Origin of the sequence: uncultured Pontibacter sp. (assembly GCF_947502515.1) — a bacterium.
Taxonomy (GTDB): Bacteria; Bacteroidota; Bacteroidia; order Cytophagales; family Hymenobacteraceae; genus Pontibacter.
Genome location: NZ_CANNAI010000008.1, coordinates 84,834 through 110,158, shown reverse-complemented (window position 1 = coordinate 110,158; position 25,325 = coordinate 84,834). Strand labels below are relative to the sequence as shown.

Sequence of the window (25,325 nt, the reverse complement as noted above, 5' to 3'; positions counted from 1 at the left end):
AATGTAATCCTATACCTGGTATGAAACGCTTACCTCTGCACGATGGCCCTGCCCAGGCCGCAGCGTTATACCTCACTACTAAGGTATACGCTGAAAGTTGTGCCTACGCCCACTTCCCTTTTTACTTCTATTCTGCCTTCATTTGGAAGGTATATAATATTTCAGGTATGGCCATCATTTCTTTGCCTGATGGAAGCGCACTATGAATCTGGACCCCATTCCCTCCTCACTTTCCACTGAAATACTGTCACCGGAGTTGTCAAGAATGCGCTTCACCAGGTATAGCCCTATACCTGTACCCTCCACATGGTCATGTGCTCGCTTAAACAAAGAGAAAATCTTTCCGATCTGACTCGGGGCCAGGCCCAGGCCATTATCCTGTACCGAGAGTTCGTACACTCCACTTTCGGTTATGGTTGTACTGATTTTGACGATCGCATTTCGATCAGGACTCGAATACTTGATGGCATTGGAGACCAGGTTGAATAGAATGCTCCGAAGGTTTTTGCGGGAGTAGCGCAGGGTCTCAAAGGCCATGGCCTTGCACTGTACAACTGCCCCAGTGTGTTCGATGTAAGGCTGCAGGCTGATCTTGATGTCTTCCAGCATGTCCCGAATCTGCACGTCTTCCGGTGCCTCGTGCTCATGCTTCAATTTTGTCACGTCAGACAGGTCTGCGATCACATTTTTGAGCGTGCCGAGTGCACCATTCATGTGTTTTAACAGCACCTCATGTTTTTGTAAGTCCTCCCCCAGGTCTTCCTCCAGCGCCTGCAGCAGGCCTTCGAGGTTGGTGATCGGCGCTTTCAGGTCGTGGGAGGCCGCGTACACAAAATTATCAAGCTCGTTGTTGATCTTGATCAGCTCACTATTCTTGTGCATCAGTTCCTCGTTGCGGCGGCGTTCGGTCAGGTCCCGGGTTACTTTGGAGTAACCCAGCAGCCGCTTTTTGCCGTTGTAAATAGGCGTTATCACCACATTCGCCCAAAAAGCAGTGCCGTCTTTACGAATGCGCCAGCCCTCGTCTTCAAAGCGACCCACCTCCTGCGCCTTCCTGAGTTCATACTGCGGAAATCCTTTTGAGATAGATTCCCGATCGTAGAAAGTAGAAAAATGACGGCCGATGATCTCTCCTGATTTGTAGCCCTTGATACGTTCGGCCCCTTCGTTCCAGCTCATCACGATCCCTTCCGGGTTCAGCATCAGAATGGCATAGTCCTTTACACCATCGATCAGCAGGCGGCTTTTTTCTTCACTCTCCCGCAGCTCTTCATTCACTCGGAAAAGCTGTTGCTCCATCTGAAGCTTTTCAGTCAGGTCGCGGGTTATTTTCGAAAAGCCGATCAGATCTTTCTTTTCATTGAAAATGGCAGTGATCACCGTGTTTGCCCAGAAGACGGAACCGTCTTTCCTGTAGCGCCAGCCGGTGTCCTCAAATCTGCCGTGCTCTTTTGCCTGTCTGAGTTCATAATCCGGAAACCCTTCCTCTACCTGCTCCTGGCTGTAGAACCTGGAAAAGTACTTTCCGATGATCTCGTGCGCTTCATAGCCATTCATGCGGCGGGCACCATGATTCCAGGTAGCCACATTGCCCCCCGGGTCCAGCATAAAGATGGCATAGTCTGTCACCCCTTCTATGAGCAAACGAAAGCGTTCTTCGCTCTCCTTCAATTCCTCAAAGGCGCGGTACAGATCATCTTCAGCCTTTTTGCGCTCCGACAGGTCGCGGGTGACCTTAGAGAAGGCAATCAGCTGCTGGTCTTTGTCATACACAGGTGTGATGACCACATTCGCCCAGAAGACGGAACCGTCCTTTTTCACGCGCCAGCCTTCCTCTGTGTACTTGCCCTCCGCGATGGCTTTGCTAAGTTCTTCTGCCGGGTGGTTTTCGCCAATGTCCTTTTTCGTGTAAAAGATCGAAAAATGCTTCCCGATGATTTCTTCAGCATCATAGCCTTTTATCTGCTTCGCCCCGGTATTCCAGGTGCTGATGTAGCCTTCCGGGTTGAGCAGAAAAATAGCATAGTCTGTTATGCTGTCGATCAGAATCCGGTACTGCTCCTCACCGCCGGTATCTATACCTGCTGCGGCAGCAGTAACTGGTTTTAAGTTTATGTCCATTAAAAAAAGCTGCTTAGGTAAGGTGAGTAGGTATGGGAGTCTTCAGCCTTTTTAGGTTAAAATTGCTGGTATTCAGGCAATATATGAAAAAAAAATTAACTAGGTCTGACGAAAAACCAGGCTATACCTCCTGCGGCTGCAGGTTACTGTTTACCTCATCGGGCATGGCAGGCTGGTCAAGACGCCTGATGACACGGGCCGGATTACCCACTGCTACGCAGTTATCAGGTATGTCTTTTACTACGACAGAACCTGCACCAATGCGCACGTTGTTCCCTACGCGCACCTCCCCGATGATGCACACGTTGGCACCTAGTTCCACGTTATTACCGATAATAGGAGAACCGGTATAGCTGCCGTCCTCGCGACGTATGTTACCCAATGTAGTGGAGTGGCGGAAAAAGCAGTTTTCACCGATCACGGAGCAGCCGTTCACTACCAGGGCCTGTCCATGGCCCAGGAAAAAATTCTTGCCCACGGTGGTCCAGTGAGGCAGTTCTATACCCAATACCCATTCGACAAAGAACTTGTAGAAGGCCAGGTATGGCAACCAGATAATGCGGAAAAGGGTGTTGATAGAAGCAGGTCGGGCCAGGCGGAATAGCACCATCACGAGGCGCCCTTTAAGATTTCCTTTGTTGACGTTCCAGTCCTGGAACACATAAGACAAAAACATAGGCGAGTGTTAATTTATATTCCGCATACGCTATGTTGCGGCCTGGCGTTGCAACATTCAAACCAAGCCCGTCCCCTACTCCGGCTTTTTCCGGATAGCCCCATACAACACAGGGCTGAAAAAACGCAGATTTTCAAGTACACAGGCCATGCTGAAAAATTTTTCAGGATCAATCTCGGATTCCTCTGCCATGGCAGCCAGCAGCATGTCTAAGGTATAGGTGAACGTGGCGTCGAACTCTTCTTCGGTCATTTTATTTATCTCAGGGGTATCGTCCTGCTGTATAACCACAATACTAGCCATTTAATTTCAAACCTGCCATGTCATCCAAAACCCGACGCTGCCGTTTTTTCCCCTGAAAACTAAAACCAGAACAGGTATAAAACTTAGTGAAAGCCTGAGGACTAAGGCAGCTATTCCCTAACTGCAAGTCCAGATGTGCGTACCTTATTAAGGTATAATCTATTTTCCGACAAAACAACTGATGAACTATGAAGATCAAACTAAAACCATTGAAGGACCAGGTAATCGTGATTACAGGGGCATCGAGCGGTATCGGGCTTTGCACAGCCTTTGCCGCAGCCGAAAAAGGAGCGCGCCTGGTGCTGGCGGCCCGCAACGAGCAGGCGCTGTATGATATAGCACAGGAAATAAATGACAAAGGTGGCGAAGCCATCGCCATCGGGGCAGACGTGGCCCGGCAGCAGGATGTGCAGCGTATCGCCGATATGGCCATGTCACATTTTGGCGGCTTTGATACCTGGGTGAACAATGCGGGTGTTTCCGTTTACGGTCGCCTGCTGGAGGTGAGTGAAGAAGACAACCGCCGTCTTTTCGAAACCAACTTCTGGGGAGTAGTGTATGGCTCACAGATGGCCGCTATGCACCTGCGCAACCGGGGTGGGGCGATCATCAACATTGGCAGCGTGCTGTCCGACATGGGTATTCCGATGCAGGGCATGTACAGTGCCACAAAGCATGCTGTGAAAGGCTTTACAGATTCCCTGCGCATAGAACTGGAAGAGGATGAAGCCCCTGTATCGGTTACGCTGATCAAGCCTTCGGGCATCAACACCCCCTACCCCGACCATGCCAAGAACTACACAGACCATAAACTGACCCTGCCGCCACCGGTATACGAGCCGGAAGAAGTGGCCAACGCTATCCTCTATGCTGCCACCCACCAGAAACGCGACCTGATGGTAGGCGGAGGCGGTAAGCTTATGAGCCTTACAAATAAGATCGCACCGGGCCTGATGGATACTTCCAGTGAACTCCTCATGACGGATATGCAGCTACTTGACGAATCGCCACAGCACCGCGATGGTGCCTTGCACAGACCAGGTGAAGGCGGTCGCATACATGGCCGCATCAAGGACACCATGCCAACCAGCCTCTACACCCGTGCACTCACTAACCCGGTAGTGGCAGGTGCTGTAGTGGCCGCAGCAGGTGCCGCCGCTCTGGCTCTGATGGGCAAAAAGCGCACAGACAACGGTAATCGTAATTACAAGCAGGAGAATACCAAACCAGAGATGGTAGAGGTTGTGGAGATTGTAGAAGAAGTGAATGTTAATCCACTTCCTCCGCAGCGACCGCTATAAACTGCTGTTTCCAGCCTGCGCCAACAGTGCAGGCAATGTATAAAAGCTTCGAAAACAGGTGCAAAGCCCAGAACTTTTGCACCTGTTTTTGTTTTTACATAGAGAGCAGTTGGGATAGCCAAATGACTAAAATAAATATAATACAATAAAAACAAGCATTAAGGCTTAACACAGCCCCTCATCTACCCAGCAATATTTTGTTTAAAATATTGCTTAAGAGCCTATATAGGTTAATTTAACTTGATCAAACAAGAAACACATCTGATATTATATTTATAATTAGTAAATCACTATATCAAAAAACTACTAAAATACGTTGAATTAAATTGATAGTGATGCTGTTACAGGTGCACTAGTCACTCAACTGAAACGTCTGATATAGAGGTGGATAAAATATTTTCAATGACAGTAGCATGTTCTGATGTATAACCACCGATTTTGACGTTATATTTGCAGACTTTAAAATAGTAGCTTAGCTTATTTTTTAGAACAATATGTTTGAAACGCTTCTTTATACCTTTCTTCTGAGTATCTCCCCTTTCGGTGAAGCGCGGGCAGGCATACCTTACGCCATTCTGAACAACGTTCACTTTATACTGGCTTTTCTGATCGGCACGGTGGCCAACACCCTGGTGTTTCCGTTGTTCATGTGGCTGATCGATACATTTAGTCAGAAGTTCTGGCCATTCAAAGCCTACAAAAAAGGTGTAATCTTTCTGTCAAAGCGGGCTAAAAAGATCGCTGGCGACAATGTGAAAAAGCATGGTTTCTGGGGACTGATGGTGTTTGTGATGATTCCGCTTCCTGGCACCGGAGCCTATATGGGTACCATTGCAGCCAACATCTTTAAGATCGAGCGCAAGAAAGCATTCATGGCCATCAGCCTGGGTGTAGTGATCTCGTCTATCTTCATGGCTCTGGCAACCCACCTGGGTCACTTGGGAGTGACGCAGCTTTCCTTTAACTAAGACGGCATACCGGATTTTACCGGATACATATGAAAGCCCTGCTTGCAAAGCCTGAATGGCTAAACGCAAGCAGGGCTTTTTGCTATGCAATCCCGCTCCTGCATCAGAAGAATTCGTAATTTTGCCCCATGACGCTAAAACGGATCATCAGCTATACCTTCCTTTTTCTTTTGCTGCTTATCGGTGTGGCCGGTTGTAGCTTCATGCAACTGTCTCCTCAGTTTGGCGCAGAGGCCAAAGGCAAGCGATTGCAAGCCATGCAGGCCTCTCCTCACTACCACGATGGTGTCTTCCATAACCCAGTCGAGACCAACATGGACATTGGCTTCAAGGGCTATGTGAAGATGATCCGCTCACGCTTCTTCGACGAGGTTGAAAACCAGGAGCCGGACTGGTACCTGCCTGTTGATAAAATAGCACCCGAGCGACTTGAAAAGGTGCAGGACACAGCCACCGTCATTACCTGGTTCGGACACTCCGCTTTCCTGATCGAACTGGACGGCAAGCGCCTGCTCGTCGACCCGATGCTGGGCGAACGGGCCTCTCCCATCAGCTTCATGGGGCCAAAGCGCTTCAATGAGGAGTTACCTATTCCGATCGAAGACCTTCCTTATATCGATGCGATCCTGATCTCACACGACCACTACGACCACCTGGATTATGGTTCTATCAAAGAACTAGCCGATAAAACCGGGCACTTTTATGTAGCCCTTGGCGTGGGCGCGCACTTGGAGCGTTGGGGGGTGCCCGCCGAAAAGATCACAGAACTGGACTGGTGGGACGAGGCCGAGATGGCAGGTATAAAGTTTGTCGCCACGCCAGCTCGCCATTTCTCCGGGCGTGGTTTCTCGGATCGCATGAAAACCCTCTGGGCGTCTTGGGTCATCGTTGGGAAAGAAGACCGTATCTTCTTCAGTGGTGATACGGGTTACTTCGATGGGTTTAAAGAAATCGGTGAGAAATACGGCCCCTTTGACATTACGCTGCTGGAGTGCGGACAGTACAACGAGCTCTGGTCCAGCATCCACATGATGCCGGAGCAAACCGTGCAGGCACACCTCGACCTGAAAGGGAAACTGATGATGCCCATCCACTGGGGCGCTTTTGCTCTGGCCCTGCATTCCTGGACCGATCCGATCGAACGAGTGACCAAAGCAGCCAAGGCACAAGGTATAATGATGACGACGCCGCGCATCGGGCAATCGATCATACTAGGTCGCCAGGCACCACGCAGCAAGTGGTGGGAATAGGACCTAGCCGACTCAAATTAGCAACACAGAAAGCCTGTTCGCAGTATTGCTAATAGGCATCTACACAAGCACCACGTTTTGAAAAACAATACGAACACCACACAGCAGGCCAGACCTGCACGCCTCTTTGACTGTATTGACTGGCAGTTGCAGCAGTTTCCAATCGACGATATGCTGGCCTCAAAAGAAGACGGCCAGTGGCGCACCTACAGCACTCAGGAAGTAAAGGACCTTGTTAATCGCATCAGTGCATCCCTACTCAGTGCCGGCATCAGTAAAAACGACGGCACCCCGGAAGGCCGTGATAAGGTGGCCATTATCAGCCCGAACTGCCCGGAATGGATGCTCGTGGACATGGGCATTCAGCAAATCGGTGCTATTTCGGTCCCCATCTACCCGACTATCAGCAACAGTGAGTTGGAGTTTATCCTGCGTGATGCTGCTGTGAAAATGATCTTTGTCGGCAATGAAGTGCTATATCGCAAGATAGTAGGTATGCAGGATGCCCTGCCTGAGCTGCAGGCGATCTATACCTTCAAACCAGTAGAAGATGCTCCCTCCTGGAAAGAGCTGCTAACCGAGCCTGCTGCCCATACACTGCAGCAGCTAGAGGTGCTGCGCGATGCCGTAGAGGAGCACGAGCTGGCCACCATCCTGTATACCTCTGGCACTACGGGCACTCCCAAAGGGGTGATGCTCTCCCACTTCAGTATCCTGAGTAATGTGTTCGACAGTGCCCTGATCATTGAGGAAGTAGGCGTATTCCGCAAAAAGGCCATCAGTTTTCTGCCCCTCAATCATGCTTTCGAACGCATGGCTACCTACTGCTACTTCTACTGCGGCGTATCCATTTACTATGCCGAAGGGATGGAAACCATTGCCGGCAACCTGCGGGAAGTGAAGCCCACCATTTTCACAACGGTGCCGCGTTTGCTGGAGAAGGTATACGAAGGCATTGTGGCCAAGGGATCTGAACTCACAGGCAACAAAAAGAAGATCTTTTTCTGGGCACTGGACCTGGCAGAACGTTTTGAGATCAACAAGCCGATGCCACTGACCTACCGCCTGCAGCTGGCCATTGCCGACCGGTTGGTGTTCAGCAAATGGCGTCAGGCATTGGGCGGCGAGGTGAAGTCGATTATCACAGGTGCGGCCGCCTGCCAGGTACGATTGCTCCGCATCTTCACAGCCGCCGGCATTGTCATACAGGAAGGCTATGGTCTCACCGAAGCCTCCCCGATCATCAGCGGCAATCGCTATTCCGAGGAAAATCGCATGTTCGGTACGGTAGGTCCGCTGCTCAAAAATGTGGAAGTGAAGATCGCACCTGACGGAGAAATCCTCTGTAAAGGACCGAACGTGATGATGGGCTATTACAAACGTCCTGACCTGACCGCGGAGGTGATCGATAACGAGGGCTGGCTCCATACCGGCGACATTGGCACCTTGATCGATGGAAAATTCCTGAAAATAACCGACCGAAAGAAAGAGCTATTCAAGACAAGCGGCGGCAAGTACGTAGCCCCGCAGCCGATCGAGAACAAAATGGTAGAAAGCGGCTGGATCGAGCAGATCATGGTAGTCGGGGAAATGCAGAAGTTTGTGGGAGCCCTGATCGTGCCAGCCTTCAACAAGCTGCGGGAATGGTACGAAACACAGGGCAAGTCTTACCCAGGCAACCTGGCGGTGCTGGAAGACAAAGAGGTATGGACGCTGATCAAACAGGCTGTGAACCAGTATAACCTGGAGTTCAACCCGGTAGAGCAGATCAAAAAGTTCGCACTGATACCGGGTGAGTGGTCCATCGAAAATGGGGAGCTCACCCCAACCCTCAAACTCAAACGACGGGTTATTTTGGAAAGGTATCAGGATCTTGTGAGCTCACTGTATGCCTAGCACAGCCTGCGACAGTTCATGCACCACAAACGAATAATGCTTATATTAGTCGCTCTAACCAGAAAAATATGATCAAAAGCATACTCTCAGCTCTATTGCTGACTACCGGTATATTGTCTATAGATTCACCCGGCAATGTACCTGCTACCAACAAATCGAACGATACCCTGAAAGAAAGTCTGGCAAGAGGCCAGCAGGTATACGCTGCCAATTGTGCGAGCTGTCATATGGCAAAGGGCGAAGGTATACCATCCACTTTCCCGCCGCTAGCCAAATCTGATTACCTGATGAAAGATCAGAAACGGGCGATCCGCACGGTATTACACGGGCTGAGCGGTGAAATTACTGTCAATGGCGACACCTACAATATGGCCATGCCTGGCTACGACTCCTTATCTGATCAGGAGGTGGCCGATGTGCTCAACTACATCCAAAACAGCTGGGGCAACAAGGCCAAGCCTGTAACACCTGCCCAGGTAAAAGCGGAACGGAAGAAGTAGAGATTTTTTCGCTTAAAGGGCTTAATCCCTCGCTCGCGTCCCGCGAGTGTGAGCTATCCAGTGGCGTCCCGCCACTTGTGCCATTTAGCACAAAGAGTAGCGGCCGGAGTCCGCCAAATAGTTCGCACTCGCGGGACGCGAGCGAGGGGGTCTGCTTATATAACCGCAAAATCAAACGCATGCAGCACTGGGAGTTACTGTTCTTCTTTTTCGTGATTGCCTTTGTGTATGCCTCCGTGGGTTTTGGCGGAGGATCGAGTTACCTGGCTGTGTTGGCGATGTATAGCCTGCCCTTTCAGGAAATTCGCCTGATCGCCCTGCTCTGCAATGTGGTGGTGGTGACGGGCGGCACGCTGCTGTTCATCCGGCACGGACAAGTCAACTGGAAGAAGATCATTCCGCTGGTGCTGGTGAGCGTGCCGATGGCTTTCCTGGGGGCAAGTCTGCGACTGGAACAGGAAACCTTTTTTGTTTTGTTGGGATGTAGTCTGCTGACGGCGGCCGTACTGCTTTGGAGACAAAACCGCTCTATACCTGAGCAGGTCGACGCCCATCCTACACAAGCTAACTATACCCGTGACGGTCTGTTGGGCGGCAGTCTTGGTTTGCTGTCCGGTATGGTAGGTATAGGAGGTGGTATATTCCTTGCACCGCTGCTCAACCTGATTCGCTGGGACAATGCCAGGCGCATTGCTGCCACGGCGAGTTTGTTTATTTTGGTAAATTCAATTTCAGGTATAGCAGGCCAGCTAACGCACTTGCCAGCCTCCATCGACTGGAACCGTATACTCCTGCTAGGTATAGCCGTGCTCGCCGGCGGACAATTAGGCTCCCGCATTGCCATTGCCAGGTTCAACCCGCTGGTTATCCGCCGCATGACGGCCGTGCTGATATTTGTGGCAGGTATAGAAGTGCTCTACAAGCAGCTGGTTTAATTGAATAGGTTACACGCTGCGACATGGCAAAACATTAGCATCACGTGAGGCTGAGATGCTTCGCTAAGATTTTCACAAGTAGTGTTGTGCCTAATCTCAAATTCTTAGTTTAGAAAATTAATATGAAAGTAAATGTCCTGGCATTCGGTATCGCAAAAGACATCTTCAGGGCTTCGTCCACGGAGGTAGGCCTTACCGAAGAAGCGACGGTGGAGGCGCTGCGAACAGCCCTGGAAACGCAGTATCCCCGGTTAAAACAACTGGCTTCTTTTATGATCGCGGTGAATGACGAATATGCTGCGGCCGGTCAGGTGTTAACACCCGAAGATGAAGTGGCCATTATTCCACCGGTAAGCGGCGGTTAAGCACAACACACATGATCGATATACAACTAACAGAAGAGCCACTCGAAATCGCCGCCTGCATCGACTGGGTGATGTCGCCGACTTGCGGGGGCATTGACGTGTTCATCGGCACGGTGCGCAACGCCACCAAAGGCAAAGCTGTGCTGCGACTGGAGTTCGAGGCTTATGGCAAAATGGCCGTTAAGGAAATGCAGAAAATTGCAGAAGAAGCGCAGGCTAAATGGCCCATCGAAAAGATACTGCTGCACCACCGCACGGGCGTGCTGCAGGTAGGCGAAGTCCCGGTGATCATAGCCGTGGCCGCTGCTCATCGCGATGCCGCTTTTTATGCCTGCCGTTACATCATCGACACGCTCAAGCAAACGGTACCCATCTGGAAAAAAGAGATTTTTGAAGATGGGGAGGTTTGGGTGGCTGCACACCCCTGATTACTGCTGTTCTTTCCAGGCTTTCATGCCGCCCTCAAGGGAGTATACCTCTAACTCAGGTAGCGCCTTTTTGATGCGCTTTACCGCCTCACCACTCCGCTTGCCCGAAGCACAGTATAACACCAACGGCTTATCTTCAGACAACTGATCCATCTGCTCCGCTAGCTGATCGAGCGGCACATGCTTGCCACCAATGTGAAAAGCGGATCGTTCCTCTTCACGCCGCACATCCACCAGTTCATAGAGCCCTTGGGCTATACCTTGTTTCAACTCCGGCACCGAGATAAGCGGCACCTCTTCTGTTTCCGTTAGTTTATCGATCATCACTGTTGACACTTTCCCGACTTTAATAATGCGGCTCTGCATCGTCAAAGCATCCAGCCAAAGGAGTTTGCCCACCAACGGTTCACCCGCCCCAGTGATTAACTTGAGTACCTCGTTTGCCTGCATACAGCCAATCATACCAGCCAGTGTAGGAATCACGCCGCCCTCGGCACAATTAGGTACCTGTGAGGCATCTACCTCTGGAAAAACATCACGGTAGTTCGGGCTTCTTTTACCTGTTTCAACAGGCACATTCCAGACCGCCACCTGCCCCTCAAATTGGTAAATGGCTCCATACACCAGTGGCTTTCCGGCCAGTACACAGGCGTCGTTAAGCAGATATTTCGTATCGAAATTATCTGTCCCGTCGAGCACCACGTCATAGTCCTGTAGGAGCTCCAGCACGTTGGCCGAGGTCACTTTCAGTTCGTGAGGTATCAGCTGAATACCTGGATTCTGCTGCTGCAGTTTTTCACAGGCGATACGGGCTTTGTTCTGCCCTACTTCAGCGGGTGTAAAAAGGATTTGGCGGTGCAGGTTGCCGGGCGAAACCGTATCGAAGTCGGCTATACCTAGCGTCCCTATACCTGCAGCCGCCAGATACTGTGCAGCCGGACAACCCAGTCCGCCAGCACCCACCACCAGCACACGCGCCTGCTGCAGACGCTCCTGGCTTGCCTCGCCGAAACCCGGCAAGGCGATCTGACAACTGTAGCGCAACAAATCGGACGCTTGCATTAGTAAGTGGTTTTTTGTTGAAGAAGCAGCTGTACCTGCTCCAGTTCCTCCGGCGTGTTCACATTGCGAAGGGTATTCGCATTCGCAGCTTCTATCAAATGAATTTCGCTATTAAGTAGCACCTTGCGCGGACAGGTATAGCCCTGCGCCAGGAAAGAAAGCAGGACCGGATAACTCTTCGGCTCCCAAATCGCGATCAGCGGCTCCGGAAAGCCGTCCTGCGGACTGGCGTAGGTAGTGGCATTAACTGAGGTGTTCCTGTTCTCTACGAGGTGCTGTAAAGTAGCTGCCTCGAGTAATGGCAAGTCGCATGCTACGACCAGCCAGGCCGCATCCGGATCTTCGCGAAAAGCAGATAGAATAGCACCATATGGTCCGAGTCCGGTAAAGGTATCAGGCAGGGTGTTATAGTTAGTATCCAGTTCCACCTGCTGCTCTGGTCGGCAGGAAATGAATACCTCCTGGCACATTTCGTCAAGCAGGTCGGCCATGTGGTAGCGCTGTTCCTTTCCGTGCCATCGCATGGCGCCTTTGTCCTGGCCCATGCGCAGGCTTTGTCCGCCGGCCAGCACCAGGCCCTTCAGCTTTGGTCTTGCCTTTTGCATTTGTTCCTGAAAGAAAGCGATGACCTTGTCGGTTTCGCTTAGCTTCAGTACAGGTATAGCCTGCCAGTCAGGTATAGCTTCCTGCAAAAAATCGTATACCTCCTCCATCCCATCGGCCAGTAAAAACAGCACGACATTCGTCAGCTGTGGCAGTCTTTTCTGAAGTGACGCTTTTTTGGAAGCATCGATGATCACCACCTGTGCTTTGGCCTGTTCATGATTGCCGTTCACCAAGACCAAGTCGCTATCATTGAACAGATGCCGGAACTGAAACGCATTCAACTCACGCTTCATGTCGAACTGGTGATACTGGATCTGGTCGGTATATTCTACTATAGCACCGGAACCTAATCGCCCCGGAAGCAACGCTTCTTCGTCGGCCTTTGCATGCTGGGCGTCTACATAGGCACACGTATACCTGGACGACAGTTCTTTGATCAGTGCATCCGCCAACGCTTTAATGGCACCGCAAGCGGCACCTACGATGGCCCATTCGTTGCGTCCGAAATTGCCGTATGCCGGACGGGTGATCTTGCTGTGTTTGCTATGCTCTTTTAAAGTCACCCTTTCCTCCTGTCTTTTCGATCAGCTTTGTTTCCCGGATCACAATGTCGTGGCTCAGGGCTTTGCACATGTCGTACACGGTGAGCGCCGCCACTGAGGCACCTACCAGCGCCTCCATCTCTATACCTGTTTTGGCCGTAATGCTGGCCGCGCAGTCAATCACCACCTCCTGCTGTTCGTTAAGCTGGATGGTGATGTTGCAGTTATCCATCCCGATCGGGTGACAGAGCGGAATCAGCTCCCCAGTTTTCTTAGCCGCCATGATACCGGCAATGATCGCTGTTTGGAAAACGGAGCCTTTCTTCGTCTGTATATCATCGGCCTCAAACTTCTCCAGCACTTCCGGCGGCAGCGACACAATGCTGCGTGCTGTAGCCGTACGTTGCGTCGCCTGCTTACCCCCCACGTCCACCATGGTCGCCTGGCCTTTATCGTTCAAGTGTGAAAAATCAGTCATGTTTAGTTTTTAATAATGTAAGCAATTTTTACCCGTCCCTCCCTTTGTAGAGGGCCCCTACCCCCAGAGGGGAATCTTTGACGTTGCCATTTGTCAATTGTAAACGTTTTAGCGCCAGTAGTTTAACACTGGCAGGTATAGCAAGACTAACTCTCACGCTCACAATGAAACAAGCAGCAGTGCCAGGTGCACTAAACGACTACCCACTGTTTGAGCGTTCAGCGAGTTTGGGGAGTCTTGACTTTTTTGCTTACTTTTTGTGTCAAGACAAAAAGTAAGGCCCGCCCGGCCAGGGCAAACAGTGCCCGCCGCATAGGCGAAGCAATGAAACAACTCAAGTTGCTATACCTGCAACTGCTTTACCTATACCCCTAATCCCTTAAACGACCACACCCGGTATACCTCCCCTTTCTTAAAATCACTCCGCTCCGCCGGTAACTCCAAAAAAGCATCCGCTTCAATCAGATTTGAAAAGTCACCAGAGCCGTTGCCTTCCAGAGGCGTAGCCACCAATAGGCCCTGCTCACTAATCCGCAACGTTACTTGCAGAAAGTATTGCAGCCGTGGCTGGAAGCTAAAATCAGTGTTAAGGGCAGCATACATGCCTGTTTTGGCTATACCTAAACAAGCCTGTAGCCAAGGTATAAAATAGCGGTGCAGGCACATAAAAGTCGAGCCTGGGTTACCGGGCAGGGCAAACACAACCGCACCACTGGCATGCGTTCCAAACCAGAAAGGCTTGCCGGGCCGCTGCTGCACTTTATGAAACAACTTCTCTACGGCTAGTTCTTCCAGCACCTGTGGCACATAATCGAATTTACCCATCGAGATGCCCCCGCTCAAGATCAACACATCATAGCGCTCCAGGCAATCCTGCAGCTGTGTCCTTAATTGACTTTGATCATCCGCTATATGCAACAGATCAGCCACAAGGCCGTATTTCTCCAAAGCCGCTTTCACCATGTAACTGTTCGATCGCCGGATTTGGAAAGGTGAAGGAGTTTCCATCACATCAACCAGTTCATCACCCGTAGAGATCACGACTGTTCGAGGAAGTTTTTTGACAACGAGTTGGGTAGCGCCTACTGCTGCAGCCATACCTACCAGGGCTGCGGTGATGACCTGATTAGCTGGTGCCACCACATCGCCTTGCTTCCGGTCCTTACCTTGAGTATGAATACTCTGCCCTCTTTGCAGTGCGTCAATTTTGACCTTTGCTTGCCCGTCCTCTAGTTCCAGGTCTTCGTAGCGGATGACAGTATCCACTGAAGGAGGTAATGCCGCTCCGGTCATGATCTCCACGCACTCATCAGAAGCACTAATCTCGATCGGACTATCTCCCGCCGCCTGCGTGCCTTTAATGCGGAAGGTGCGGGTACCTGCCGCAAAGTCTTCGTAGCGGATGGCAATGCCGTCCATGGCGACCCGGTTGAAGGGCGGCAAGTCGCGGTCGGTGCGCAAGTCTTCGGCCAGCACCCTGCCCAGCGCCTTTTTGAAAGGCAGTTGCTCAGTGTCAAAGCCTTTGACCTGGGCCTGTATGATGGCTTCCGCTTCTTGAACTGATATCATGTTTCTTGTAGTTTAGATCAGCCTCCAATACTGGCCATGGAAGTATGCAGCGACTGGCTGTTTTTCTCAGCCTCCCAACCATCTTTTTCTTTTAAACCGATGACCTGGTTAAGTGCCTGCTGTAATTGTTGCTCCGGCATACCGCTGCGCATTAAGTCCTTTACGTTCAGCACACTGTCGCCATAGAGACAGGTCTTGAGCTCGCCCTGTGGCGTGAGCCGGATGCGGTTACAGGTACCGCAGAAAGAACGGGTATAAGCAGCAATAATCCCCACGCTGCCCTTGTGCCCCGGTATCTGGTAATTGTAGGAGGTAGAGTGCGGCGGATCGATCGTTTTAGAAATGCCTGGGTTCTGCTCTTTGATCTTCTCCAGGATGCGAAAGTGGTCCCAAGCGAGCGTGGTGTAGTGACTTTCGCCACCATTGAAAGGCATCTCTTCAATGAAACGCACACTTACCGGATGGCTTTTGGTGAGCTCTACCAGCGGCAGGATATCTTCGGTATTTTTTCCTTCCATCACCACGGCATTGATCTTCACTTCAATCCCATGCAGGAGTAAAGCATCGAGTGTTTCGAGCACAGCTGGCAACACATCGCGTCGGGTAATGGTTAAGAAACGATTTGGATTGAGTGTATCGAGGCTGAGGTTGACGCTGTGTATACCTATCTTTTTCAACTCCGGCACAAAGGGGGCCGTTAGCACGCCGTTGGTGGTAAGCGTCAGCTGCTGGAGTCCCTGCAATTGAGAGAGCTTCGTCAGGAAAGGCATGAAATCTTTACGCACAAAAGGCTCCCCTCCTGTGATCCGGATCTTTTCAATCCCCATGTGGAGCATCACCTGACTGATGTGGAGCATCTCCTCGTACGTCATCACTTCACTTCGGGAGAGCCAGTCCAGTCCCTGCTCCGGCATGCAATAAAAGCAACGCAGATTGCACCTGTCGGTCACCGCCAGTCTCAAATAGTTGATCTTCCTTCCGTGTCTGTCTACCAACATGCTTTCTCTCTACTCGTTATCTGCTGCGGATGTTTTGATTTGGATGCTTCTGCAGGAGGTTAAATTCACTCCCTGCCCCTCTCAAGAACAGGGCTGTTTCATTATACTTTTGTCATCTTGTAAGGATCTTGGTAAAGAGGGCTCCTACCCCCGCTAGTAGCCACTGCTTAACCTCCTTTCAAACAAGTTTCTTAACAAAATGACAGTGGGTTTTATTTCTTAGTATAAAACGCTCCTGCTCTTGGAAGGGAATTATCCCTCGCTCGCGTCCCGCGAGTGTGAGCTATCGGGCGGACTCTGGCCGCTTTAGTTTGTACCTATCGGTACAAGTGGCGGGACGCCACTGGATAGCTCACACTCGCGGGACGCGGGCGAGGGTATGATACCTAAATTACCTTCCCATTCTTAAACTCCACCTGCTCCATAAACGGCTGGTTGCGCAGTCGTTTGCCGGTAGCCTTGAAGATGGCGTTGGCCACAGCTCCACCTGTCGGCGGAAGCGCTGGCTCACCCAAACCGGTCGGGTCAATGCCGTTATTGACGAAATGCACGTCGATCTCCGGTATTTCTTTTAGCCTGATCAGGCGGTAGTTGTTGAAGTTCTTCTGCTCTACTGCACCGTCTTTGAACGAGAGTTTGCTGTACATGGCGTGGCCCAGACCGTCGACAATACCACCGCGTACCTGCTGGTAAGCACCGCTCAGGTTCACTACAATGCCACAGTCAGCGGCAGCGTATACCTTCTCGACTACCGGTACCGATTTCACCAGCTTCACTTCGGCCACCTGCGCCACATAAGAGCGGTGCGAGAAGTAAACGCTGAAGCCCTGGTGCACGCCTTTCTTCTTGCCCCAGTTCGATTTCTCAGCGGCCAGCTCGATCACGCCACGCATGCGGTCGATGTCGTATTTAATCTCTCCTACCGGTGCTTTTTTAGCTTTGTCCAATAGCTCAAGACGGAACTGTACAGGGTCCTTCTTTGCGGCCTGCGCCACTTCATCCAGGAAAGCCTGCTCAGCAAAAGCCAGGAAGTTCGTGATCGGGGCACGCCACGGTCCCGTCGTGATCGCTGATTTATGCTCTACGGAGTCGATTAACAGATTGTCAACCGCGCCGGATGGGAAGTTATCTTCTCGCGTTGGGTTGCCGGAGTTGATGCCGACACCACGCAGTTTGTAGCCAATCATATTACCTTTGGCATCGAGCGCCGCTTCAAAACGATAGCGCACAGCCGGACGGTAAGTCCCGCCTGACATATCATCTTCACGCGACCAGATCACCTTTACTGGTGCTTTAATGATGCTCGAGAGTTCAGCAGCTTCCAGTACATAGTCGGCGCTGAGTCGACGACCAAAACCACCTCCCAGGCGGGTCAGCTCCAGCGTGATCTTCTCGGGGGCAATATCTAAAAGCTTCGCTACCATATCACGGGCACGCTGCGGAGTCTGGGTTGGACCAGCCAGTTCAACGCCATCCGGACGCACGTGCGCAAAGAAGTTCATCGGCTCCATCGGGCTGTGTGACAGGAACGGACACTGGTACTCGCTCTTGATCACTTTTGCCGCATTTTTAAAGGCAGTGTCTACATCACCGTCCTGGCGACGAACATTGGCTTCTTTGCTGTTCAGCAATTCTTTGAACAAACGGTCGTGGTCGGCAGAGCTTTCCAGGGTACCATCCGGTTCATATGCAATTTTCAGTTCTTTGCGGGCCTTCATCACTTGCCAGGTCGATTTACCTACCACAGCTACGTTGTTACCAAATGTTACTACATCCACTATACCTGGCATCGCTTTGGCTTTAGCGGCATCCACCGATTTCAGTTTCATACCAAAAGCCTCCGGACGTTGGATCATGGCGAAGAGCATCCCTTCCTTGTACACATCCAGCCCGTAAAGCGGCTTGCCGGTAATCATCTCGTGGTTGTCGACATTGCGAACGGCCGTACCAATCAACTTGAAATCTTTGTTATCCTTCAGCTTCACATCCGTCGGCACCGGCACTTTAGAGGCTTCGGTTGCCAGTTCGCCATAACTCAGTTTACGGCCACTGGCAGCGTGCACCACCATGCCGTTTTCTGTGCTGAGCGAGTTAGCCGCTACGTTCCAGCGTTTGGCTGCTGCTTCCATCAGCATGTGGCGGGCCGTAGCACCTGCCTTGCGCAGGCGTTCCCAGGAGTGCGGCACAGCACCACTGCCACCTGTTACCTGGCGCTCAAATTTGTTTGTATCGAGGGGCGCCTGCACCACTTTCACCTTGGTCCAGTCGGCATCCAGTTCCTCTGCCACGATCATCGGGAAAGAGGTCTTGATGTTCTGTCCCAGTTCCGGGTTCGGCGACAGGATGGTGATGATGTTATCCGGGGAAATGGAAAGATAGCTGTTGAAATCGATGGCAGCTGCCGGCAGGTTCGATCCATCGATCAGGCCCAGACCTGAAGCAATAGAGCTGGTCGAGTTGAAACCCAATACAAGACCGCCACCTGCCACGGCGAACAGCTTCATGAAATTGCGTCTGCTTTCCTGTGTTATTTCTGACATGGCTTATTTGAGTTTAGTGGCGGCTAATGCAACTGCTTCCCGAATACGGTGGTAGGTACCGCAACGGCAGATGTTGCCGTTCATGGCATTGTCGATCTCCTCAGCACTTGGCTTTTGGTTCTTGTTGAGCAGGGCGGTAGCCGTCATGATCTGACCAGCCTGGCAGTAGCCGCACTGGGCCACATCCACCTCGTCCCAGGCCAGCTGCACCGGATGGTCGCCCGCCTCTGACAAGCCTTCAATCGTGGTGATTTTGGCAGTAGCAGCGGCAGAAACCGGGTACACGCAGGAGCGCATCGCGTTTCCGTTAACATGCACGGTACAGGCGCCGCACTGCGCGATGCCACAGCCATACTTGGTGCCTACCAGTCCCAGGTTGTCGCGCAGCACCCACAGCAGCGGGGTGTCCGGCTCTACATCGACCTCATAGCTTCGGCCATTGATTTGCAGTTTGTATGTCGCCATCTTTATAATCTGAAATTTTGAACTCTAAGTTAGGAAATTATATGGTGCGGGAAATAAGCACCCCCGCTTTAAATCAAGTTATTCAGGCAAATCTGTCTGTAACAGTGCCGCGTAGTCTGCTGCTGTGTCAATGTCGATAGCACCAGCCTCAAAGCGCAGGGAACTGACCGCTGACGGATGTTTCAGTATGATCTTCTTGGCTCCCTCCTGCCCCTCCAGTGCCAGTAGCTCTGGAAAGTAAAACTTGTCAAAAAGTACTGGTGTACCCATTGTTCCCTGGTAGGCGCTGGCGATAATGCCGCTCCGGTCATCCTGCTTCGCCTGCAGCAATCGCTTCAGCACAGCAGCATCCACAAAAGGCTGGTCGCACACCATAAAGGTAACGTCGTCCAGCGTAGGTTTTAATTTCAATAGTTCCTGTAGCCCTACACGAATAGAAGATGCCATTCCCTCCTGCCAGTCCGGGTTCTGCACAGTTGTAACAGGCAAGTCGGTAAGTTCAGGGATAAGTTTTTCTGCATGCGCTCCCAATACCACGACCACAGGCGAAAAACCAGCTTCCGCAGCCACCTGCGCAGCACGTTGCAAAAGGCTCTTGCCCTGGTAGTGCAGCAGCTGCTTTGGCTGTCCTAACCGTGTGGAAGCACCAGCGGCCAGTATGACCAGTCCGCTTACAGAAAACATCCGGATACGCTTGTCTGTTTACCCAGTTCCAGATTTTCCAGGCCACGATCATGAATAGCACCCGGTTTATCACGCAGGAATCCACCGGTCTTATTCGCCAGCGCCGCCTTGACCTCAGCCAGAATCGATAAGGCGATCTCCTCGGAAGTTTCGGCTCCGATCTCCAGCCCCGTCGGACCGTATACCCGCTGCCGCATCTCCTCGCTTATCTCCATCCCCTCGTCCTGCAGTTCTGCCAGCATACGCTCCAGTTTCTTTTGGGGACCCAGTGAACCGATATAAGGTATAGCCAGGGGCATTAGCTGGCGCAGCATGGCAAGATCATAGTTATAGTTGTGCGTCATCAGCACGAAAACCGTTTGTTCGTCAGGTATAATCTGCGTCAGTACCTGCTCCGGCTTTGCCACAAGTACCTGCTGCGCAGCCGGAAAACGACTAGCCTTGGCATAGTTCGCACGACCGTCCACAACCGTCACCTGCCAGCCCAATATCGCCGCCATGTTTACCAAAGGGACAGCATCATTACCGGCCCCTACTACCACCAGTGATACAGCCGGTTGCAGCAGTTCCACAAAGCCTGTCAATGAACTTTCATCGGTCATATAAGTCTTAGTGATTGACTGCCGCTGCACCAGCACATGTTGTGCATCGCTCAGCAGGGCTTCCTGTAGCATGGCATCCGTGCATGTTCCGGCCACAGCTCCTTTCTCAGGTATAAACAAACAGGTACCTGGCTGCAAACTCGTGCGATTCTCCAACGAGAAAAGCGTCACGATCACCGCCGCCTGTCGACTGCTCAGAAAAGCTTGAAAGAAAGCGATTGAATTTGCCGGATCTTCCGGATTAATCGGCTCGATCAGGATCTGGATAATACCGTTGCACCCCAGGCCTACGCCCAGTTGCGCATCGTCTTCATCGGTGGTATCATAAGTCACCAGCATGGATTGCTGCTCGTGCATCACGAGTCGGGCTTTGCGTAGCGCATCGCCTTCGAGGCAGCCCCCGCTGATCGCACCGGTCAGTTGGCCATCTTCTGTCACCAACATACGCGCACCCGGACGCCTGTAAGAAGAACCCTGCACCTGCACCACCGTCGCCAATGCCACCTGCTTCCCCTCCTGCCGCGCAGCTTCATACGCCCCTACGATATCCTGCAGTTCTTTCATGTGTTAATAAAGTGCTCTTGAAGCTTACAAGTTACGAAATTTGAGACTTTTTTGGAGGGTTTTGGTTTAATGGGGCTTCTTGTCTGAATCAGGATTTTCAGGATTTATGGATTTACAGGATTTTGGTGCATGATTGTCGTCCGGCCTTACCCTTTGCAGGGTAAGGCTGTTAAGTTCTAGCAATTTCTCCCCTTGAGGACAAGAGAGACGCGAGTCGAAACTTGCGAGCGAAGCTCTCAGAGGGGTGTTGGAGCTGCGGATAAATCGTAAACATGTACGCTAATGGCAATTTAGCACCGAGTTTACACCCCTATAATCCCCTCAAGGGGATACTTACTAACAGAACTTAACAGCCCCGCCTTCCAAGAGGGGAATCTTCGGCCGCTACTATTTTAAAGTATAAGCCCTGTATCAAACTACACAGACCACTGGCACGCATTGCAGAGTAACTCTCAGCAACCTACGCAGCAAATACTGGTGCCAAGTGCACCCTTCGACGCTCCACTGTTCGAGCGTTCAGCGAGTTTGGAGCGTCTTGATTTTTTTGCTTACTTTTTTCATCAAGGAAAAAAGTAAGGCCCGCCTGGCCAAGGCAAGCTATGAAACAGTATCATTAGCTATACCTGCAACTGCCGCAGCTATACTTATACTTGGGGCACAGGGGCCAGAGGCCCCACCATAGTAGACACGAGCGAGGACGCTCGCGCCATAAACAAAGGCCCGACGGTCAGGCAAAAAAAAAATCACAACAACTTATCCATCGTAATCGGTAACTCCCTTACCCTTTTCCCAGTAGCATGAAAGATCGCATTGGCGATAGCCGGTGCTACACCGACTACCCCGATCTCACCAAGCCCCTTCACGCCCAGTGGATTCACCACTTCATCCTTCTCCTCTACAAAGATCACCTCCATTTCCTGCACGTCGGCATTAACCGGTACATGGTATTTGTCGAGGTCGTGGTTGATGAAGCGGCCGAGGTGGTTGTCCATGACGGTGTGCTCGTGCAGGGCGACGCCCATGCCCCAGACCATGCCGCCTAATATCTGGCTGCGGGCGGTTTTGGGGTTGACGATGCGGCCACCGGCTACAGCGGTTACCAGCCGCGTGACCTTCACAGTGCCCAGGTCTTCGTCTACTTTCACTTCGGCGAATACGGCAGAGTGCGCGTAGCGGGCGTATTCCTTCGATTCATCGGATGGCTTGGTGGAGACCTCTCCTTCCAGGCTGCCGTTATCGCTTTGCTGCAACAGATCCTGCAACTGCACACTTTTAGAGGCATCTCGCTTCAAGCTGATCCGCCCCTCTGAGAAGTCCACATCTCCTAACTTTGCTTCTGCCAGTGGCGAATCGGGCTGCTGTTGGGCCAGCTTCAGCAGTTTTTCCTGTACCTGTTCGCAGGCCTTTTTCACGGCGGAACCTACTGTAGCAACAGTCTTTGAGCCACCTTCCAAAGGCGCTTTCGGCAGATTAGAATCTCCCAGCTTGAACGTTACATCCTCCAATAGTAAACCCAGTGTCTCAGCTGCGATCTGGGTCATGACGGTGTAGGTACCGGTACCAATGTCTGCGGTGGCGCTGCTCACGGTGAGCTTACCTTCTTTGCTCAGGACGGCCTTGGCACTGGCCTCGGCTTGATTGGCTTCCCAGGCACCCTGCGCCATTCCCCAGCCGATCAGTTGGTGACCGTCTTTCATAGAGCGTGGCTCCATCTTGCGTTTCGACCAACCGAATTTCTCGGCTCCCTGCCGATAGCATTCCCGCAGTTCTTTGCTCGAAAAAGGCTTGTCTTCGTTCTGGTCTTTCTCGGAGTAGTTTTTCTTTCGGAACTCCAGCGGATCTATACCTGCTTTGTAAGCCAGTTCATCAATGGCGCACTCCAGCGCGAAGATACCGGTGGTACCACCCGGTGCCCGCATGTCGAGCGGGGTATAAACGTCCAAGCCTACCAGTTTGTGCGTCAGCTTGGTGTTATCGCATGGGTAGAGCACACCTGGCCAGAGCACGACGTCTTCGCTATAGTCTTCGAAACGGGAGGTTTCGCCGTATACCTCCTGCTGTAGCGCTTGTAGTTTCCCATCGGCATCGGCACCCAGTTTAAAGCGCTGCAGCGTTTTGGGGCGGTGGCCAAACGAGAACATCTGCTGACGCGTCATGACCACCCGCACCGAGCGCTGCAGTTCACGGGCTGCCAACACAGCCAGGAAAAGCTGGTACTGCGGACGCAAACCCGAACCAAAAGCTCCTCCCACAAAAGGAGAGATCACCCGCACCTCATCCTGCGACATACCAAAGGCGCTGGCAATGTACTGCTGGCTGTTCTGTACGCCCTGTATCTTGTCATATACTGTGAGTTTCCCGTCCCCTTCCCACACGGCCGTACTCGCATGCATCTCCATCGGGTTATGGTGCTCGGCCGGATGGGTATAGGTTTGTTCGATGCGGGCACTTGCCTCAGCCAGTGCTTTGTCTACATCGCCCCGGGGCTTGGGTGGTTCTGAAGCTTTGTACTCTTTCGGTTCATATGCCTGCTCGAGGTTAGCATCAAAGTCGGTGTCGTGTTCGGCTGTTTCGTAGGCCACTTCTACCAGTATGGCCGCATACCTTGCCAGTTCAAAGGTCTCGGCCACCACCAGGGCAATGGGTTGCATGCTGAATAGAATCTCGTTGTCGTAAAGCGGACGGAAAGGGGAACCCGGAGGTGCATCATCGTCTTTGTAGTTTTTGTCAAGCCACATGTAGCCGGGGCGGTTTTCGTGCGTGAATACCTGCAGTACGCCATCCAGCGCCAGGGCTTTGCTGGCATCAATGCTTTTGATCTTGCCTTTGGCAATGCCGCTGCTCACTACTACACCATAAGCCAGGTTCTCTGCCGAAAACTCTGCCGCATACTTTGCTTTGCCGGTTACCTTAGCTTTGCCGTCTACCCGGTTTCTTTCTTTTCCTATCTGATCTGTTTTCATGCTGCACCCTCCTTGTTAAAAGCCTGCTCCAGCGCCCGCACAATGGCCCGCTTCGCCAGCTCTATTTTAAAATCATTATCGCCGTAACCCTTCGCTCCTTCCAGGTAAGCCTCTGCCACTTTGCGGAAGTTCTCACGTGTCGCCTGTTGACCCTGTAGCATAGCTTCGGCCTCTGGTTTTCGCCAGGGCTTATGCGCCACGCCACCCAGGGCAATGCGGGCTTCTTTGATCGTGTCGCCGTCCATGTCCAGGGCAGCGGCTACTGATACGATGGCAAAGGCATAGGAGGCGCGGTCGCGGAGTTTGAGGTAGGTATAGTGCTCCGCAAAGCCTTTAGCCGGCAGGTCGATGGAGGTGATGATCTCGTCCTCCTGCAGGTTGGTGTCAATGTGGGGAGTATCGCCGGGAAGGCGGTGGAAGTCGGCAATAGGGATGGTTCGCTCACCCTTTGGTCCGGTTACGTTGATGCTTGCCTCCAGCGCAGCCAGGGCCACACACATATCCGACGGATGGGTAGCAATGCAGTGCTCGCTTGTACCCAATATGGCCAGGTCGCGGTTATAACCTTTTATGGCGGAACAGCCAGAGCCGGGTTCCCGCTTGTTGCAAGGCGTTTGGGTGTCGTAGAAGTAATAGCAGCGGGTGCGCTGCAGGAGGTTGCCGCCGTCGGTGGCCATGTTGCGCAGCTGCCCGGTCGCGCCTGCCAGTATTGCGTGTGAGAGCAACGGATAGCGCTTCTCTACCTGCTCGTGGTAGGCGGTACCGTTATTCGTGACCAGCGCACCCAGCCGCAAACCGCCGTCTGCTGTTTCTTCAATGGTGTTAAGGGCAATGCGGGTGATGTCCACCAGGTGCTGCGGGGCCATCACATCGATCTTCATCAGGTCGAGCAGATTGGTGCCGCCTGCTACAAATTTGGCCTTTTCATGTCTGGTGATTTCCTGCACGGCGCTGCTCACATCCGTGGCCCGGGTATAGGTAAATGGTCTCATCTGGCCTCACTCCTTTCCAGTGCTTCCTGCACCACTTTTACGATGTTCACATAGGCACCGCAACGGCACACATTTCCGCTCATCAGGTCGCGTATATCATCCATCGTTTTGGCTTTTCCTTCGTTCACCAGCCCGATCACCGAACAGATCTGCCCCGGCGTGCAGTAACCGCACTGGAACGCATCGTTGTCGATGAAGGCCTGCTGTACCGGATGCAGTTCGCCGTCTTTGGCCAGTCCTTCGACCGTTGTGATCTCTTTGTCTTCCTGCATCATGGCCAGGGTCAGGCAGGAGTTGATACGCTTGCCATCGACAAGCACGGTGCAGGCACCGCACTGGCCGTGGTCGCAACCTTTTTTGGTGCCGGTCAGGTGCAGGTGCTCCCGCAAAGCGTCGAGCAGGGAAGTCCAGGGAGCCAGCTCCAGGCGCCGTTCTTTGCCGTTGATGCGGAGCGTGACTGGTTGCAGCGGTGGTAATGGGGGATTTTCTTTTTCCATAGCAGAAGGAGATTAAATGA

Annotated in this window: 24 protein-coding genes; 9 read left to right on the top strand and 15 right to left on the bottom strand. The window is 52.1% G+C overall.

Features of this window, described 5'->3' with window-relative positions; genetic code table 11:
• Positions 1 to 20 precede the first annotated feature (20 nt).
• Positions 21 to 206, top strand: a complete 186-nt coding sequence (locus Q1A54_RS17985) for a hypothetical protein (protein ID WP_299990877.1) — start codon at positions 21 to 23, stop codon at positions 204 to 206.
• Here Q1A54_RS17985 and Q1A54_RS17980 read toward each other — a convergent pair.
• The 3 genes from Q1A54_RS17980 to Q1A54_RS17970 all read right to left on the bottom strand — a co-directional run bounded on the left by Q1A54_RS17980 (position 175) and on the right by Q1A54_RS17970 (position 3,100).
• Positions 175 to 2,121: a PAS domain-containing sensor histidine kinase gene (locus Q1A54_RS17980; protein WP_299990875.1), complete on the bottom strand. Its 1,947-nt coding sequence runs from the start codon at positions 2,119 to 2,121 to the stop codon at positions 175 to 177. The two genes, Q1A54_RS17985 and Q1A54_RS17980, sit on opposite strands and share 32 nt — an antisense overlap.
• Before the next feature lie 121 nt (positions 2,122 to 2,242).
• The gene (locus Q1A54_RS17975) at positions 2,243 to 2,797 is read right to left on the bottom strand and encodes a serine acetyltransferase (RefSeq protein ID WP_196120672.1); all 555 of its coding nucleotides are present in this window, start codon (positions 2,795 to 2,797) and stop codon (positions 2,243 to 2,245) included.
• Between the two features lie 75 nt (positions 2,798 to 2,872).
• Positions 2,873 to 3,100 carry a hypothetical protein gene (locus Q1A54_RS17970; protein ID WP_196120673.1) on the bottom strand — a complete coding sequence of 76 codons (228 nt, stop codon included), beginning with the start codon at positions 3,098 to 3,100 and terminating at the stop codon, positions 2,873 to 2,875.
• A 188-nt stretch (positions 3,101 to 3,288) separates the two neighbouring features.
• Here Q1A54_RS17970 and Q1A54_RS17965 point away from each other — a divergent pair, with 188 nt between their 5' ends.
• The 8 genes from Q1A54_RS17965 (at position 3,289) to Q1A54_RS17930 (ending at position 10,743) form a co-directional block, all read left to right on the top strand.
• Complete coding sequence (locus tag Q1A54_RS17965; RefSeq protein ID WP_299990872.1) at positions 3,289 to 4,401, top strand: SDR family oxidoreductase; 1,113 nt, start codon at positions 3,289 to 3,291, stop codon at positions 4,399 to 4,401.
• Between the two features lie 494 nt (positions 4,402 to 4,895).
• On the top strand, positions 4,896 to 5,369 hold the full coding sequence (locus Q1A54_RS17960; protein ID WP_076421573.1) for a small multi-drug export protein: 474 nt from the start codon (positions 4,896 to 4,898) through the stop codon (positions 5,367 to 5,369).
• Between the two features lie 128 nt (positions 5,370 to 5,497).
• Positions 5,498 to 6,619, top strand: a complete 1,122-nt coding sequence (locus Q1A54_RS17955; RefSeq protein ID WP_299990870.1) for an MBL fold metallo-hydrolase — start codon at positions 5,498 to 5,500, stop codon at positions 6,617 to 6,619.
• Positions 6,620 to 6,697: 78 nt separating this feature from the next.
• Entirely contained in the window at positions 6,698 to 8,515 is a 1,818-nt protein-coding gene (locus Q1A54_RS17950) for a long-chain fatty acid--CoA ligase (protein ID WP_299990868.1), read from the top strand.
• A 68-nt stretch (positions 8,516 to 8,583) separates the two neighbouring features.
• A complete protein-coding gene (locus Q1A54_RS17945) occupies positions 8,584 to 9,015 on the top strand; it encodes a c-type cytochrome (RefSeq protein ID WP_299990866.1) in 432 nt (143 codons plus the stop codon).
• A 179-nt stretch (positions 9,016 to 9,194) separates the two neighbouring features.
• Positions 9,195 to 9,950: a sulfite exporter TauE/SafE family protein gene (locus Q1A54_RS17940; protein ID WP_299990864.1), complete on the top strand. Its 756-nt coding sequence runs from the start codon at positions 9,195 to 9,197 to the stop codon at positions 9,948 to 9,950.
• Between the two features lie 122 nt (positions 9,951 to 10,072).
• The gene (locus Q1A54_RS17935; protein ID WP_299990862.1) at positions 10,073 to 10,315 is read left to right on the top strand and encodes a MoaD/ThiS family protein; all 243 of its coding nucleotides are present in this window, start codon (positions 10,073 to 10,075) and stop codon (positions 10,313 to 10,315) included.
• Between the two features lie 11 nt (positions 10,316 to 10,326).
• Positions 10,327 to 10,743, top strand: coding sequence for a molybdenum cofactor biosynthesis protein MoaE (locus tag Q1A54_RS17930; RefSeq protein WP_299990860.1), 417 nt, complete (start codon positions 10,327 to 10,329; stop codon positions 10,741 to 10,743).
• On the opposite strand, the gene Q1A54_RS17925 is transcribed toward Q1A54_RS17930, so the two are convergent.
• From Q1A54_RS17925 to Q1A54_RS17870, 12 genes are all read right to left on the bottom strand, one after another.
• The gene (locus Q1A54_RS17925) at positions 10,744 to 11,805 is read right to left on the bottom strand and encodes a HesA/MoeB/ThiF family protein (protein ID WP_299990858.1); all 1,062 of its coding nucleotides are present in this window, start codon (positions 11,803 to 11,805) and stop codon (positions 10,744 to 10,746) included.
• Positions 11,805 to 12,974 carry an NTP transferase domain-containing protein gene (locus Q1A54_RS17920; RefSeq protein WP_299990856.1) on the bottom strand — a complete coding sequence of 390 codons (1,170 nt, stop codon included), beginning with the start codon at positions 12,972 to 12,974 and terminating at the stop codon, positions 11,805 to 11,807. Before Q1A54_RS17920 ends, Q1A54_RS17925 begins: the two co-directional genes overlap by 1 nt.
• Entirely contained in the window at positions 12,955 to 13,431 is a 477-nt protein-coding gene (moaC, locus tag Q1A54_RS17915) for a cyclic pyranopterin monophosphate synthase MoaC (RefSeq protein ID WP_299990854.1), read from the bottom strand. The genes Q1A54_RS17920 and moaC overlap by 20 nt, the downstream gene beginning before the upstream one ends.
• 363 nt (positions 13,432 to 13,794) lie before the next feature.
• On the bottom strand, positions 13,795 to 15,000 hold the full coding sequence (locus tag Q1A54_RS17910) for a molybdopterin molybdotransferase MoeA (protein ID WP_299990851.1): 1,206 nt from the start codon (positions 14,998 to 15,000) through the stop codon (positions 13,795 to 13,797).
• 17 nt (positions 15,001 to 15,017) lie between these two features.
• Entirely contained in the window at positions 15,018 to 15,998 is a 981-nt protein-coding gene (gene moaA, locus Q1A54_RS17905; protein WP_299990849.1) for a GTP 3',8-cyclase MoaA, read from the bottom strand.
• A 386-nt stretch (positions 15,999 to 16,384) separates the two neighbouring features.
• Positions 16,385 to 18,538 (bottom strand): xanthine dehydrogenase family protein molybdopterin-binding subunit, encoded by a 2,154-nt coding sequence (locus Q1A54_RS17900; RefSeq protein ID WP_299990847.1) that lies wholly within the window; start codon positions 18,536 to 18,538, stop codon positions 16,385 to 16,387.
• 3 nt (positions 18,539 to 18,541) lie between these two features.
• The gene (locus Q1A54_RS17895; RefSeq protein WP_196120496.1) at positions 18,542 to 19,003 is read right to left on the bottom strand and encodes a (2Fe-2S)-binding protein; all 462 of its coding nucleotides are present in this window, start codon (positions 19,001 to 19,003) and stop codon (positions 18,542 to 18,544) included.
• A gap of 78 nt (positions 19,004 to 19,081) precedes the next feature.
• Positions 19,082 to 19,687 carry a nucleotidyltransferase family protein gene (locus Q1A54_RS17890; RefSeq protein WP_299990844.1) on the bottom strand — a complete coding sequence of 202 codons (606 nt, stop codon included), beginning with the start codon at positions 19,685 to 19,687 and terminating at the stop codon, positions 19,082 to 19,084.
• Positions 19,675 to 20,853 carry an XdhC/CoxI family protein gene (locus tag Q1A54_RS17885; RefSeq protein ID WP_299990842.1) on the bottom strand — a complete coding sequence of 393 codons (1,179 nt, stop codon included), beginning with the start codon at positions 20,851 to 20,853 and terminating at the stop codon, positions 19,675 to 19,677. The genes Q1A54_RS17890 and Q1A54_RS17885 overlap by 13 nt, the downstream gene beginning before the upstream one ends.
• Before the next feature lie 743 nt (positions 20,854 to 21,596).
• Positions 21,597 to 23,816: a xanthine dehydrogenase family protein molybdopterin-binding subunit gene (locus Q1A54_RS17880; RefSeq protein WP_299990840.1), complete on the bottom strand. Its 2,220-nt coding sequence runs from the start codon at positions 23,814 to 23,816 to the stop codon at positions 21,597 to 21,599.
• Entirely contained in the window at positions 23,813 to 24,808 is a 996-nt protein-coding gene (locus tag Q1A54_RS17875) for a xanthine dehydrogenase family protein subunit M (RefSeq protein WP_299990839.1), read from the bottom strand. The genes Q1A54_RS17880 and Q1A54_RS17875 overlap by 4 nt, the downstream gene beginning before the upstream one ends.
• On the bottom strand, positions 24,805 to 25,305 hold the full coding sequence (locus Q1A54_RS17870; RefSeq protein ID WP_299990837.1) for a (2Fe-2S)-binding protein: 501 nt from the start codon (positions 25,303 to 25,305) through the stop codon (positions 24,805 to 24,807). The genes Q1A54_RS17875 and Q1A54_RS17870 overlap by 4 nt, the downstream gene beginning before the upstream one ends.
• Positions 25,306 to 25,325: the final 20 nt, after the last annotated feature.